Annotated in this window: 12 protein-coding genes; 8 read left to right on the forward strand and 4 right to left on the reverse strand. The window is 41.6% G+C overall.

The genetic code is table 11. From position 1 onward, the window contains the following. The first annotated feature begins 6 nt into the window (after positions 1 to 6). Positions 7 to 921 carry a hypothetical protein gene (locus tag VK664_RS02520; protein ID WP_461397027.1) on the forward strand — a complete coding sequence of 305 codons (915 nt, stop codon included), beginning with the start codon at positions 7 to 9 and terminating at the stop codon, positions 919 to 921. A 7-nt stretch (positions 922 to 928) separates the two neighbouring features. On the opposite strand, the gene VK664_RS02525 is transcribed toward VK664_RS02520, so the two are convergent. Then, positions 929 to 1,621 (reverse strand): 2-C-methyl-D-erythritol 4-phosphate cytidylyltransferase, encoded by a 693-nt coding sequence (locus tag VK664_RS02525; protein ID WP_461397028.1) that lies wholly within the window; start codon positions 1,619 to 1,621, stop codon positions 929 to 931. A 9-nt stretch (positions 1,622 to 1,630) separates the two neighbouring features. Next, the gene (locus tag VK664_RS02530; protein WP_461397029.1) at positions 1,631 to 2,005 is read right to left on the reverse strand and encodes an STAS domain-containing protein; all 375 of its coding nucleotides are present in this window, start codon (positions 2,003 to 2,005) and stop codon (positions 1,631 to 1,633) included. Between the two features lie 96 nt (positions 2,006 to 2,101). On the opposite strand from VK664_RS02530, the gene VK664_RS02535 reads away from it, so the two are divergent. From VK664_RS02535 to cmk, 5 genes are all read left to right on the forward strand, one after another. Continuing rightward, entirely contained in the window at positions 2,102 to 4,627 is a 2,526-nt protein-coding gene (locus VK664_RS02535; protein WP_461397030.1) for an ATP-dependent Clp protease ATP-binding subunit, read from the forward strand. A 154-nt stretch (positions 4,628 to 4,781) separates the two neighbouring features. After that, positions 4,782 to 5,618, forward strand: a complete 837-nt coding sequence (locus tag VK664_RS02540) for a class I SAM-dependent methyltransferase (protein ID WP_461397031.1) — start codon at positions 4,782 to 4,784, stop codon at positions 5,616 to 5,618. A gap of 83 nt (positions 5,619 to 5,701) precedes the next feature. Further along, positions 5,702 to 6,271, forward strand: coding sequence for a hypothetical protein (locus VK664_RS02545; RefSeq protein WP_461397032.1), 570 nt, complete (start codon positions 5,702 to 5,704; stop codon positions 6,269 to 6,271). Further along, entirely contained in the window at positions 6,249 to 7,133 is an 885-nt protein-coding gene (locus tag VK664_RS02550) for a hypothetical protein (protein ID WP_461397033.1), read from the forward strand. Before VK664_RS02545 ends, VK664_RS02550 begins: the two co-directional genes overlap by 23 nt. Positions 7,134 to 7,211: 78 nt before the next feature. Continuing rightward, positions 7,212 to 7,892 (forward strand): (d)CMP kinase, encoded by a 681-nt coding sequence (gene cmk / locus VK664_RS02555; RefSeq protein ID WP_461397034.1) that lies wholly within the window; start codon positions 7,212 to 7,214, stop codon positions 7,890 to 7,892. 114 nt (positions 7,893 to 8,006) lie between these two features. Here cmk and VK664_RS02560 read toward each other — a convergent pair whose 3' ends face one another. Both VK664_RS02560 and VK664_RS02565 read right to left on the reverse strand, forming a co-directional pair. Beyond that, on the reverse strand, positions 8,007 to 10,199 hold the full coding sequence (locus tag VK664_RS02560; RefSeq protein ID WP_461397035.1) for a glutamine synthetase III family protein: 2,193 nt from the start codon (positions 10,197 to 10,199) through the stop codon (positions 8,007 to 8,009). A gap of 180 nt (positions 10,200 to 10,379) precedes the next feature. Then, positions 10,380 to 11,627, reverse strand: coding sequence for a hypothetical protein (locus VK664_RS02565; protein ID WP_461397036.1), 1,248 nt, complete (start codon positions 11,625 to 11,627; stop codon positions 10,380 to 10,382). An 83-nt stretch (positions 11,628 to 11,710) separates the two neighbouring features. Between VK664_RS02565 and VK664_RS02570 the strand changes: the two genes are divergently transcribed. After that, a complete protein-coding gene (locus VK664_RS02570) occupies positions 11,711 to 12,865 on the forward strand; it encodes a glycosyltransferase family 4 protein (protein ID WP_461397037.1) in 1,155 nt (384 codons plus the stop codon). Between the two features lie 27 nt (positions 12,866 to 12,892). Next, positions 12,893 to 15,127, forward strand: coding sequence for a phosphoribosylformylglycinamidine synthase subunit PurL (gene purL, locus VK664_RS02575; RefSeq protein WP_461397038.1), 2,235 nt, complete (start codon positions 12,893 to 12,895; stop codon positions 15,125 to 15,127). The last annotated feature ends 12 nt before the right edge of the window (positions 15,128 to 15,139 follow it).

Raw genomic sequence — 15,139 nt, forward strand, 5'->3', positions numbered from 1 at the left:
CAGCAAATGAATCTTGAACCCGTCTTGCTCAGGAGATCAGAGATCGATGAGGTAAAATGGAACCAGACTGTCAGGGGTTCAAAAGGCGCGGTTATTTATGGGCTGACTTATTCACTTGATTTATTGGGAGGATCCTGGGATGCGTTGGTGGCGGGTGATTACCGGTATATACTTCCACTTCCCTATCGAAAAAAGTTTGGTATCCGTTACCTGTATACTCCCACTTTTATCCAGCGTTTGGATGTTTATGGCAATGATTGTAATGAAGAGATCCGTGCTATGTTCCTGATCGCGCTCGAACGGCACTACAGTTATGCCGATATTGACCTTGCCTTTAGTAGCCCTGAAACGGATTGGAGCAGTAGGGCAAGGGTAAATTATGTGTTGCCTTTACTTGAGGGCTATGACCTGATTGCCGGAGCTTACCAGGAAGAAGCGACTAAATGTCTGCGGAAAGCAAACTCAAGACATTGCAGGTTTACCGGCAATGTGCCACCCAATGATGTAATTGCATTGTACCGTAAAACATATGGAGAAAAAGCTGCCTGCAGCGATGATGATTATGGCGGTATGCTTTCATTTGCTGTGGATGCTGGTAAATCGGGTAACCTGCTAAGTTGCGGAGTGGAAAACAAGGATACAGGAGAATTGTATTTTGCTGCGATGTTCTTTGTATTTGAAAAAAGAATTTATTACCTGTTGGGCGCTCCTACCGTAAGCGGCCGGACTGCAAGAGCAGGCTATTTCATGATTGACTCAATTATCCGGCAATATTCCGGTGAGGATATCGTGTTGGATTTCGAAGGGTCTGATATACCAGGTGTTGCAACATTTTACCAGAAATTCAGTCCTCAAACCGAAATTTATTATCACCTGCATTATAACCACCTTCCATTCCTGTTTAGATGGTTTAAAAAATAAGAGTTGATTATTTCGACTCATCCGGGGAAATATCAGCATTCCGTAATAATTCCGCGGCAATTATCATATCGATTGGGCGGGTGATTTTGATGTTGCTCAATTCTCCTTCGATGAGATGAATGCGAACCCCTGTTTTTTCTACAACAATTGCTTCATCTGTAAATGAAGGATGATATTCCTGTTTAAATGCGTTTAACAATAATTCAGATTGGAAAGTCTGTGGAGTTTGTACCAAATGAACAAGGGACCTGTCTATCGGGATATTGCCCTCTTCACTGGAAATTCTGATACTATCCGTTGCGGTTAAAACCGGTATGGCGTTGCCTTCAAGGATGGCTTTATTGTAGCAGCGCAGTATCAGATCCGGGCTAAGGAGACATCTTACCCCATCATGTACAAATACGATGGAGTCTTTTCCTACGTATTTTAAGCCATTCTTAACAGAATCGAAGCGTGTTGCTCCACCGGTAACCACTTCCACCTGGCCATTGTAAGCAGGATTGCGGGCTAGCTCCTGACCCCTTGGCAGATGTGCCGACGGAACTACCAGGATAACTCTGATGTCTGGAAATGCCCTTCTGAAAGCTGTGATTGAGTAATGTAGTAATGGTTTCCCCACCAGATCCAGGAATTGTTTGGGGATCAAAGTGCCCATCCGTTCCCCGCTTCCGCCTGCTACAATAATTACGTAAGTGTGCATTGTAAAAACTTAATCTCCGCCCATTAATTCTCTCTCTATCTCTTCCATCTGAACTATGTCCCAGGCTTCACTTTCAGTGGGGGTTATATTCAATTGTGCAAACAGGTCATTTGCTTCAAGCATCTCCTGCACCGCGGGCTGAAGATTACAAATTACAAACGAGCTCTGGTGATCATAAAAATGCTGCTGAATTTTTAATAACTGTTCTCCCGCAGCACTATCCAACTCCCGGATGTCTTCACAATTGAGCACAACATTCCTGATTTGATCTTCGGCGAAGGGTAGCAGGTATTTATCAAGCTCTGCTGTCATATTAGCAGCGAGTTTTGGTTCCCCGATCGTAATGACATGGAATTTCTCTCTGGTATCAATTTTGACCTGCATACACTTAATTATTATAACCGTCGTTAATATTTTGACGGCGTCAACTTTAGTCAAAAATATTTGTTATTATTGTATCATTCACAACAAATTAGAAAAATGGACAACAATTTTTCAGCCCAGGTCAAGGAGATCATTTCTTTTAGCAGGGAGGAGGCATTACGGCTGGGGAACGATTTTATCGGTACGGAACATTTGTTGCTGGGCCTGATTCGCGAAGGTGACAACACTGCGGTGCGAATCTTAAAGAGCTTTAACGTCGATTTGTATGAGTTACGGAAAGAAGTTGAACTTGCAGTAAAAGATAAAACCGGTAAGAACATCGCCAACATTAATAGTCTGCCGTTAACAAAACAAGCAGAAAAAGTAATCAGGGTAACCGTTCTCGAAGCCAAGGCACTAAAAAGCCCGACGGTAGAAACGGAGCACCTGATGCTATCAATTCTTAAGAACAAGGAAAACATTGCTACTCAAATTTTAAATCAATTCGACGTGGATTACGATTTATTCAGAAACGAATTAGGCGTGGTCAAAAGCAACGACATACGCAGTGAATACGCTGATGAAAACGAAGACGATTTTGATGAGGAAAAAAAGTATTCACAGCAGAAATCACGAGCTGCCGGCAGCGCAAAAAGCAAAACGCCCGTCCTTGATAATTTCGGACGCGATATTACCCGTCTCGCTGAAAACGGATCTCTTGATCCGATAGTCGGCCGTGAACTGGAAATCGAAAGAGTTTCACAGATACTCTCGCGCAGAAAGAAAAACAACCCGATCCTTATCGGTGAACCAGGTGTTGGTAAAACAGCAATCGTTGAAGGTCTTGCATTACGTATCGTGCAACGTAAAGTTTCACGTGTATTATTCGACAAAAGAGTTATTTCACTTGATCTTGCAGCGTTGGTTGCAGGCACAAAGTATCGCGGTCAGTTCGAAGAGAGAATGAAGGCGATCATGAACGAACTCGAAAAGAACAGGGATGTGATTCTTTTCATAGATGAAATTCATACTATTGTGGGTGCAGGTGGTGCAAGTGGTTCACTTGATGCATCTAACATCTTCAAACCGGCTCTTGCCCGTGGCGAACTCCAATGTATTGGTGCTTCCACACTGGATGAGTATCGTATGTACATTGAAAAAGACGGTGCACTTGACCGCCGCTTTCAAAAGGTTATCATCGAACCACCAAGTGTTGATGAAACTATCCAGATTCTAAACAACATCAAATCCAAATACGAAGATTACCACAACGTCACCTATAGCAATGATGCTATCGAAGCCTGTGTTAAACTGAGTGACCGTTATATTACCGACAGGCTTTTGCCTGACAAGGCGATTGATGTAATGGATGAAGTAGGAGCACGTATCCACCTTAAGAATATCAACGTTCCAAAAGAGATCCTCGATCTTGAGAAGAAGATTGAAGATGTGAAGGTTGAAAAAAATAAAGTGGTGAAGAGCCAGAAATTTGAAGAAGCTGCATCTCTGCGCGATACTGAAAAACGCTTACAGGAAGATCTTGAGAAAGCAAAAAGTCAGTGGGAAGAAGAAAGCAAACACAAGCGTTATCCAATCGATGATGAGGCTATAGCCGAAGTCGTAAGTATGATGACCGGTATCCCTGTTAAAAGGATGGTACAGGCAGAAAGTGATAAGCTTCGCAATATGGCCGTTGATATGGCTAACATGGTTGTAGGCCAGGATGAAGCTATCAGCAAGGTGGTGAAGGCCATACAGCGTAACAGGGTAGGGCTTAAGGATCCCAGGAAGCCAATTGGTACATTTATATTCCTGGGCCCTACAGGGGTTGGTAAAACCGAGCTTGCCCGTTCACTGGCACGTTATATGTTCGACTCTGAAGATGCGCTGGTGCGTATCGACATGAGTGAGTATATGGAGAAGTTTACCGTGAGCCGTTTGATCGGTGCACCTCCGGGCTATGTAGGTTATGAAGAAGGTGGTCAGCTGACTGAAAAAGTCCGCCGCAAACCTTACTCAGTGATTCTGCTGGATGAAATTGAAAAGGCGCACCCGGATATTTACAATATCTTGTTGCAGGTGCTGGATGATGGTCAGCTTACTGATGGTCTTGGAAGAAAGATCGATTTCAAGAATACTACTATCATCATGACTTCAAATATTGGTGTACGCCAGTTGAAAGATTTTGGTGATGGAGTTGGATTTACAACAGCGTCAAGAACACAGAATGCGGATGAGAATAACAAAGCAGTTATTGAAAAAGCACTGAAAAAAACGTTCTCACCAGAGTTTTTGAACCGTATTGATGATGTGATCATCTTTAATTCACTGACCAAAGAACACATTTTCAAGATCATTGATATCCTGATGAAGGGTGTAACAAAACGTCTTGTAAACCTTGGATTTTCACTGGAGCTTGCCGAGGATGCGAAGAACTTCATTGCTGAAAAAGGTTATGATCAGCAATTTGGTGCCCGTCCTTTACACAGGGCCATTCAAAAGTATCTCGAAGATCCTTTGGCAGAAGAAATTCTGAAGATGGCTATCAAGCCGGGTGATATCATGGTAGCGGAACTGGATAAGGAGAATTCCAAACTCAGTTTCACGCTGAAGTCTCCAACAAAGGAGAAGTCAGAAGCTTAATATCAAACAGAAGCTTAATATCAATTTGCAAAAAAATCGGATTGTTCACTGCCATGGCAGTAAATACAAATAATAAACGGGCCGCCAGTATTAGCGGCCCGTTTTATGTTACACATCCTTCATTGTTTTATCTTCAGCTTCACCAGATACCAAAATGAAGCAACAACTAATCTCTGTTTTAAAGAAACTTGGCATCTATCATTCTTTGCAATTGACTTATCGCTCAACCATTTTTCAATTGATAAAAATCAGCAATAGAGTCAGGTATGCCAGTCAGAAAGGAACCGGATACACCTGCAATTTTTGCCATAAACAGTATCAAAGCTTTGTGCCTGATATTCCGGGGACTGTCATAGCAAATGTGATAAAGAAATATAATGTCGTCGCAGGATATGGAGACAATGTTTTTTGCCCGAATTGCATGAGCAAAAATCGTGAAAGGCTATTGCTTTGTATTCTGAAAGACCGGATTGACATTCGGGGGAAGAAGATACTTCAATTTTCACCTGAAAAAAATCTGTTTGAGTATTTGAAAAAGGAGGCCGAGGTTACTACGGTTGATACGATGCCCGGGTACTATACTAATATTGATTCACAAATTGCGTTTGCAGATGCCACCTGTCTGCCGTTTCAGGATGCTACATTTGACATAGTAATGGCTAATCATATTCTGGAGCATATACCACAGGATATAAAAGCAATCAGGGAAATTTATCGTGTGCTTAAACCACGGGCTGTTGCCATACTCCAGGTTCCTTTTTCTGCATCAATATCCACAACAATAGAAGATCCGGCCATAAATGACCCCGTAAAGCAGGAAGAGTTGTTCGGGCAAAAAGATCATGTGAGAGTTTATGCGTTAAATGACTATCTGAGGCGCATTGAATCTGCCGGTTTCCAAAATGAAGCTTTATCGCCATCACACCTGAAACAATATCAAAACTTTGCAATTCAAAAAGAGGAATACGTTTTTTTGTGTCATAAAAGATGAGGATATGTCATAAGAGGATGAGGAATAAAATCGCAGAAGTTTCTATTTATTACCTAGATTTATTATAAACATAATTTTATTGAATGTTTAGAACTTCAAAGAAGCGGATGCTTTTGTTTTCATTTCTTGTTGGACTAAAACGAACAGACCCCAAAGCATTTCTACTTGTCGTTATCTGTATAACAATCCAGTTGTTTTTTACCTTTATTAAGCTTGAGGCTACTCCTTTTGTTTTGTTCGGCATGTTCTCGGAAAAAGTTATGGCGTCTGATACGTTTTCAACCATTCAGGTCCTCATCAATGACAGGACCCTGGAATCTTATAACCCGCCCTTTAGGGAAACACAATTGCTGGAAATAAATGCAGGTAATTATATCGGAATGAAGCGAAACAATCAAAACGATATATTAAAAACACGGGTTGAAACCGGGTATCCTTTTATATATAACTCTGTCTTTTATCCTTTTGTTGCCCGGCAAGTTTATAATACTCCAAAGGCTCAGAATGATTTCAAAGCCTGGTTTAAGGAAAAGTGCAATCACATAGCAGACATTGATAATGCTGTCGTTAAAATTGTGGAGACAAAGTATCTTCTGAATAGAACCACATTATATCCCAGCCCCTTAAAGCATGAAATACTGGAAGTTTTCTGATTATTCTTATTTTGTTTCCACGAACAGATACTTATTGCAACGGGTTTTTTATTCGTTGGCGCTTTTTAGTATTGTTCTTAATTTCTGCTATCACATCCTGATCTCCCAGGTTGGACCAAACCCGCTTTTGAAACAGGATGTTGACCCGGTATACCTGATGTTTATGATTGCCGGTATTCCGAAGTTCATTTCGGGATGGCCTGCGCCCTATTTCGATGCATTGTTGGTTCTATCCTGTCTGGCTTCTATAATCTGGCCAAGGCAAAGAACCTTTCCTTCACTGTTCTTTGTATTGTATTTCATCTACTTTATAGTCTATAATATGTTAGCCGGCCATCATTATACAAACATCGGCTTAATGATCATGGCATTTCCATTCATATTTTCGGGTAATCCGCGCTTTGTTACAGCATTTACATTCTGCAGGTTTTTTTTATGTTTTATGATGGTTAGTGCGGCCTGCTGGAAAATTGCACGGGGTAATCTATGGCATGTCGATCAGACAAATATGTTGTTAATTGCAACCCACCTGGAAGCACTTGTTTCTAACAAAAGCTCTCTGGAAATGAATATCATCAAATGGCTGATATCTCATAAATATCCTGCTCATGCTCTTTGGGTTTTCCTCATCCTGATTGAAGGATTATTTATAATAGGATTTATAAATTTCAAGTGGGATAAATTGCTGCTGGTGGCTTATTTGTTATTTTTCATCGGAGGCTTCGCCATCTTTTATATTTACAATTTTGAAAACCTGTTGTTGCTTTTAACACTTACTCCTGTTCTGAAAATTATTGGCAGGTTCAATAAGCCCGGACATAAAAAGAATTTCGATAATCCTGAACCAACGACTAATCTGTGAATGCATTTAATATGATTTTACATGGTTTTTTTTCTGCATTTTTGTAATCAGAATCATGGCAAATTTGCAATCAGAATCATGGCAAAGAAAATTATTATCACGATAGATGGATGGTCATCATGCGGTAAAAGCACTGTTGCAAAACAACTTGCCACTGAACTTGGCTATGTTTATATAGACAGCGGTGCAATGTACCGGGCTATTACACTTTATTTTCTCCGTAATCATATTGACTGGACAAGGCACAAAGCCGTTCAGCAGGCACTCAACGACATAACACTGGAGTTTATACATAACGAAAAGAGCAGGAACAGCGAAATGCACTTAAATGGCGAAAACGTCGAATACGTGATCAGGGACCTGGTAGTTGCCGAAAAAGTAAGCGAAGTGGCTGCAGTTAAAGAAGTGAGGGAATTTGCCGTTGCTCAGCAACAGCATATGGGTGATAATAAAGGGATAGTTATGGATGGACGTGATATTGGCACTGTAGTGTTTCCTGATGCTGAATTAAAAATCTTCATGACAGCCGACAACGCTGTAAGAGTAGAACGCAGATTCAACGAACTCTACGAAAAAAATCCCAATATCACCCTGGAAGAAGTAAAGGCTAATCTGGAAATGCGTGATTATATTGATTCACATCGTGAGATCAGTCCTTTACGCCAGGCTGCTGATGCCCTCATACTGGATAATTCTCAACTCACAATGAAAGAACAACTGGCCATAGCGCTGAAATGGGCTAAGGAGAAACTGAAGTGAATTACTGAACAATGAATTACTGAACCTTTAATGTTTCTTTGAAAAAACAATCCCGGTTACCTTTGGCAACCGGGATTATGTTTTTAGCAGTTAGTTTTTTTATGGAACATGCTATTATCTCAGGAACAACATTTCCCTGTACTTTGGTAACAGCCAGTACTCGTCTCCGCAAAGCAGTTCAAGTTTATCTACGCTGTAACGGATCGGATCAAAGAATGTATCCTTTATCTGCGAACAATAAGCAATTGCTTTTGTACGAGTGTCAGTCATAGCGTTCACTATCTTACGCTGCTGGATCATTTTTTCAACAAGATCACTCACCTTTCCGATATGTTCAGAAATCTTGATGGCGATCTGTTGCTGATTGGCGTAAGCTGCTTCATCAAACCCGAGGCTCTTTAATCCCTGTATATTGTTGATGAGTGTATTCTGATACTCAATAGCTGCGGGAAGAATGTGACTTGTAACCAGTTCACCCATGATACGGGCTTCGATCTGAACTTTTTTCAGATATTTTTCAAGTTCAATTTCATGACGCGCCTCCAACTCAGAATGAGTATAAACATTATTATGTTCGAAAAGGGCTTTCGCCTTATCGGTAGTCATTGCATCAAGGGCGAGAGGTGAAGTACGAACATTTGGTAAACCACGTCTTTCCGCTTCATGGTGCCATTCATCGCTATAACCATCACCTTCAAATAAAACTTTTTCACTCGCAACAACGTATTCACGGATCACATGCATGATCGCGATTTCTTTTTTGTCTCCTTTTTCAATCAGGGAATCAACATCTTTCTTAAATTTCTTTAAGGTTTCTGCCATGATTGTATTCAACACGGTCATTGCGTTCGCGCAGTTTGCAGTAGAACCTACGGCGCGGAACTCAAACTTATTACCGGTAAATGCAAAAGGAGAAGTACGGTTACGATCTGTGTTGTCAAGCAACAATTCAGGAATACTTCTGTGTAGATCGAGTTTTAAAATTGCTTCATCCTGTTCGTCAAATTTTCCTCCAACTCTTTCCTTTACATCTCCAAGTACTTTCGTCAGGTATTGACCGATAAATACAGATATGATTGCAGGAGGAGCTTCGTTAGCGCCAAGACGGTGATCATTTCCTGCAGAGGCAATAGCTGCTCTCAACAGATCTGCATAGTCATGAACAGCTTTAATCGTGTTAACGAAGAAAGTAAGGAACATCAGGTTTGTCTTTGGAGTTTTACCGGGAGCCAGCAGGTTAACGCCGGTATCAGTAGCCATTGACCAGTTGTTATGTTTACCACTTCCGTTAATTCCTGCAAATGGTTTTTCATGAAGCAACACGCGCAGCTTGTGACGGCGGGCAACGCGATCCATGATATCCATCAACAACAAGTTGTGATCCACCGCAACACTTACTTCTTCAAAGATAGGTGCACACTCAAACTGGGCAGGTGCAACTTCATTATGACGGGTTCTTAAAGGGATACCAAGTCTGTAAGATTCAGTTTCGAAATCACGCATGAAAGCATAGATTCTTTCAGGAATAGATCCGAAATAATGATCTTCAAGTTGCTGACCTTTTGCAGGGGAATGACCAAATACAGTACGACCGCTCATTACCAGGTCAGGTCTTGCATTGAATAAACCTTCATCTACTACAAAGTACTCCTGTTCCCAACCCAGGGTAGCAGTTACTTTGTTTACATTTTTATCGAAGTAATGACAAACTTCAACTGCGGATTTGTTCAGTGATTCAAGTGCCTTAAGCAATGGCGCCTTATAGTCAAGTGATTCACCGGTATATGAAACGAAAAGTGTCGGTATACAAAGTGTTTTACCCTGGCCGATCTCCATGATAAATGCCGGTGAAGATGGATCCCAGGCGGTATAACCCCTGGCTTCAAAAGTAGCTCTCAACCCACCACTTGGGAAAGAGGAAGCATCAGGCTCCTGCTGAATAAGTGCCGCGCCGTCAAATTCTTCGAGCGCAGTACCATCACTTTTTATTGTGAAAAAGGAATCATGCTTTTCTGCAGATGATCCGGTCAATGGTTGAAACCAGTGCGTGAAGTGACTCACACCTTTGCTTTCTGCCCACTGGCGAACGCCGGCAGCTATCTGGTTAGCCATCATCCTGTCTATCTTCTTAGATCCTTTTATTGATGAATTCAGACTTTTAAATGCTTCATCACTTAAAAATTCACGTGCAACTTTCATGGTGAAAACATTTTCACCAAAAATGGCGGTGATCTTCATTGAGCCATCTACTTCCACAGGGGTAGCTTTACTCAGATCGTTGATTGCTTGAAAACGTAATGATTCCATTGATTGTTTTAGTTTTGGCAAATAAACGATAAAACTGCTTTTTAAAAAAGTATTTGTCCAGAATCTTGATTTTTTCCAATTATTGTGGATAAACTAGCCTTAAAAACGAAAAATTTCACAGTTAAATGGGAAAAAGACCGGCAAAAATAAATATTAAATAATTATTGATATCTGTGGATTTTATAATGCGTCAGGTCGCTGACGGTTCCAGTTGATGCAACAGGTCATAATTGACATCATAAATAGCTCGCCAATTATCTTGTATCTGACAATGGCTCCTGGAAATGGAACAATATAACCGGTTATCACATATAACGAAGCCGCAAAACACAGAAAAGACAGAGTAAACGGGTGATTTATTACTCCTTTCCAGCCCGGAATCGGGCGAAGCGACAAAAGAAAAACCAGGAACAGAAACAGCAGCACTTCCAGCACCGAGGCATATTGTAAAGCTCCCTTTGCTTCCCAGGGATATGGTCGCAGAAAAGTATTATTTAAAGCCTGGGGAAGAATCCGAACAAAACTTAAAGCTTCCGGCTCAAGGCTATCCAGGTGGAATCTTGTGTTCCCCTCCAGTTCGAAAAAAGACCGTTGGTGATTAACGATAACCGTTGCTGCATTTCGCTCAGGCGAAACTAAAATGCTTCCCAGAACCAGTATTATACAGGTGGAATAAACTGCGATAAAAACGGGGACCGGCGGCTTACCGGTTTTCCTGGTAATAAACCAGCTCACAAAAGCCGGAACAAGCAGCATCAGCACAATACTGCGTAATATTAAAATACAGGCCAGGGCAAGAATATAAATGATAACTGGCCGTACTGCCGGCCTTTCTATTAGCTTGCTGAATTCCCGGAAAGCGAGCATCACCATAAAAAACAAGATGCCATCTGCCCGCAAACCACTCAACCAAAATACAACCGGCGGAACCAGGAAAACAACGGCATAAACCGGCCATCCCGGCGAGGCAAACTTTTTGCGGAGCAATCGAAATAACCAATATTGACCCAAAAAAACGGGTATATTAAAGAAAACGATGTTGATATAATAATTGCCCCCACTCAAAAAATTCACAAATGCAAATGGTTTCGTCAATAGCCAGGTTTCAAGATCAGCCAGGTAATAATAACCGGCTGAAGCATCTTCCCTGGTAAAAGCTATTAGTGGATTCATTTCTGCAAAAAACCACCAGGGATCCTCTTTGAGGAGATCAGTTTGTCCGAGGGAGTATTCATGTAACCACCATGTATCATCGCCATCATATTTCACAAGGAAAATATAACCATAGGCACAGCCCATCAATACTTTGAATCCGAAGGCCAGCACAATCTGGAAATCTGTGAGTCCGTATTGATCCTTTGGCATAGCCCGGCGAAGCCATAATACTGCCAGTATAGTAAACAATAAAACCGCCGTGAAAACAAACATGAAAAAATTAGGGTTACATAAAGGCTCAAGTTAGCAACGTCTTCCCACTAATAAGAATTGTCTTACCACTTAAATGTATAAATTTGAGCACAATTCAGCGCATGAATCGGGACAACCCTGTAAAACTGATTGCTTTTGTTTCAAATAGTGCATGGTCGGTTTATAATTTCAGACTGGATGTAATCAGATCGCTCATGGAAGCAGGTCATGATATCTTAGTTATTGCACCCGATGACGAATATTCGTCTGAACTTGTGGAGTCTGGTTGTCGTTTTATTCCCATTGCTTTTAATAATAAAACTGAAAATCCCCTGAAGGATTATTTGTTTTTCCGCAAGCTTAAAAGAATTTATGCAGACAACAAACCTGATTTCATCTTTCATTATGTAGCTAAGCCAAATATCTATGGGTCACTTGCTGCTGCTGCCATTAATATTCCTTCGGTTGCCGTCATCACAGGTTTAGGATATCCTTTTGCAAAAAGGAACTGGCTTTTTTATTTAATGAAATCCCTTTATAAATTTTCACTTAAAAAGGCTAAAGAAGTATGGTTCCTGAATAATGAAGATGCGAGGATTTTTGTTACTGAGAAAATTGTTGATATCAGTAAAATGAAAGTTATGCCCGGTGAAGGCATCAATACAATTCATTTTTCGCCCCCAAAAAAACGTGTGAGCAATCCCAGGTTTACTTTTATCATGAGTACAAGACTTCTGAAAAGTAAAGGGATCATGATCTATGCCGATGCGGCAAGAATACTCAGGAAAAAAAATTATGATGTAAATTTTGAACTGCTGGGATTTTTAGAAGATCATCATCCCGATTCCATTGCCCAGGCCGATATTGATCGCTGGCAGAAAGAAGGCCTTATCAATTATAGGGGGTTCGCCCGTGATGTGAGGCCCTATCTTTCAGGTGCACATTGTTTTATTTTTCCATCTTTCTATAATGAGGGCATTCCACGTTGCCTGATGGAAGCCGCTGCCATGGAACTTCCCGTTATCACCTCCGCCACCCGGGGATGTCGTGATGTAGTGTTAAACAATCAATCCGGATTTTTATGCAAGGTAAAAGACCCGTTTGATCTCGCAGATAAAATGGAAAAAGTGATCAATATGTCCGAAGCCGCCCGCCTGGAAATGGGCAGGACAGGCAGGACATTTGTTATTCAAAAATTTGAAATGCAACATGTAACGGAAGAATATTTTGCAACACTTCAGAACGATCTTACAGACTGATCTTGTTTTTTGTACTTTTGCAGCACCATGGAAATAACAGTTAAGACAGCAAAGCAACTTCGTTTAACCGAAGAAGAATTTGAACTGATAAAAGAAAAACTTGGCCGGATCCCTAATTTTAATGAATTGTGCTCGTTCAGTGCGATGTGGAGTGAACACTGTAGTTATAAAAATTCTATCAAATGGCTTAAGACCCTTCCAAGGGATGGTGAGAAAATGCTTGTAAAGGCAGGCGATGAAAATGCCGGCCTGATGGATATCGGTGATGGTTATGGAGTAGTTTTTAAGATAGAATCCCATAATCATCCTTCTGCCATTGAACCCTACCAGGGAGCAGCAACAGGAGTAGGTGGAATACACCGCGACATTTTTACAATGGGTGCAAGGCCTATCGCCTCACTCAACTCACTCAGGTTTGGTAATCTTCCGGAAACAAAAACACAACATCTGCTTGCCGGTGTGGTAAAAGGCATCGGTCACTATGGCAACTGCTTTGGTGTTCCGACCGTTGGCGGTGAAATATATTTTGAGCAATGTTATCATACCAACCCGCTTGTAAATGCCATGAGCGTAGGTATCCTCAAAGCAGGTGAAACAATTTCAGCTACTGCCAAAGGCATAGGTAACCCGGTATTTTTTGTTGGTAGTGCCACGGGCAAAGATGGCATAGGTGGAGCTTCTTTCGCTTCAGCAGATATCACTGCCGAAAGTACTGGTGAACTGCCTGCTGTACAGGTGGGTGATCCTTTCCAGGAGAAAAAATTACTGGAAGCTTGCCTGGAAGTTATTCAGACAGGTGCAGTAGTTGGTATGCAGGATATGGGAGCTGCCGGAATCATTTGTTCCACTTCAGAAATGAGTGCAAAAGGTGAAGTCGGCATGCGCATTGACCTTGATAAAGTTCCAACACGTCAGCAGAACATGAAAGCCTGGGAACTGTTGTTGAGCGAAAGTCAGGAAAGAATGCTGATGGTCGTGGAGAAAGGAAAAGAAAAAGAAGTACTGGCGGTTTTTGATAAATGGGATCTGCCATGCTCTGAAATAGGCGAAGTTACAGGCGACGGAATACTCCGTTTTTATATGCATGGAAATCTTGAAGCTGAATTACCGGCCTTTGATCTTGTGCTCGGCGGTGGAGCTCCTGTTTATAACCGTGAATACCGTGAGCCGGCATATTTTGAAAAGATTCGCCGCTTTGATGTTTCATCAATTAATGTTCCGGATGATCTGAAGGCGGTTGCAGAAAAGATCATCAGCATTCCAAACATCGCTTCAAAACGATGGGTTTATACCCAATATGACAGTATGGTGGGTACCGGGAACAGTTCAACCAATTCGCCCAGCGATGCTGCAATTGTAATAGCTAAACCGACAAATAAAGCACTGGCATTGACCACGGATTGCAACAGCCGTTATGTATATGCCGATCCCTATAAAGGCGGTATGATTGCTGTTGCTGAAGCTGCCAGGAACATAGTCTGTAGCGGGGGTCAGCCACTTGGCATCACAAACTGCCTGAACTTTGGAAACCCTTATGATCCTGAAGTGTACTACCAGTTTGTACATGCCATCAAGGGAATGGGAAATGCCTGCCTGAAATTTAATACCCCTGTTACAGGTGGGAATGTTAGTTTTTATAACCAGAATCCCGATGGACCCGTTTATCCAACGCCTACAATCGGCATGGTTGGCCTGTTGGAAAATGCTGACAAGAAAATGACCATGGATTTTAAGAATGAAGGTGATTATATATTCCTGCTCGGTAAAAGCAGCAATGATATCGGTTCTTCAGAATACCTGCACAAAATACTGGGCATCGAATTCAGCCCTGCCCCTCATTTTGAAATTGAGGAAGAACTGGCTTTGCAAAAGTTACTTGCCAGGTTGATTGCAAAACAACTGATAAGGTCAGCTCATGATATCAGCGAAGGTGGATTGGCTGTTACCTTGTTTGAAAGCTGTTTCAACCGTAACCTTGGTATAGATGTGGAAGCGGCAGATTCCAATATCCGTAAAGATGCATATTGGTTCGGAGAAGGGCAAAGTCGGGTAGTGGTCAGCGTTAGTGAGTCTCAACTGGAAGAATTTAAAGCTGTGACAGGTACTCATCCTTTTGAAGAACTCGGGATAGTAACTGCCGGAGAAATGGAAGTCGACGGTATGAACTGGGGGAAGATTGAAGATTGGAAATTCAGTTACGATACTGCAATCGAAAATGTTATCTCGGGAGAAGAGGCATCAATGGCGCTGCAACAGAATTAATTCAATAAGAAT

Source organism: Flavitalea sp., from assembly GCF_035489435.1.
Classification (GTDB): Bacteria; Bacteroidota; Bacteroidia; order Chitinophagales; family Chitinophagaceae; genus DATHKG01.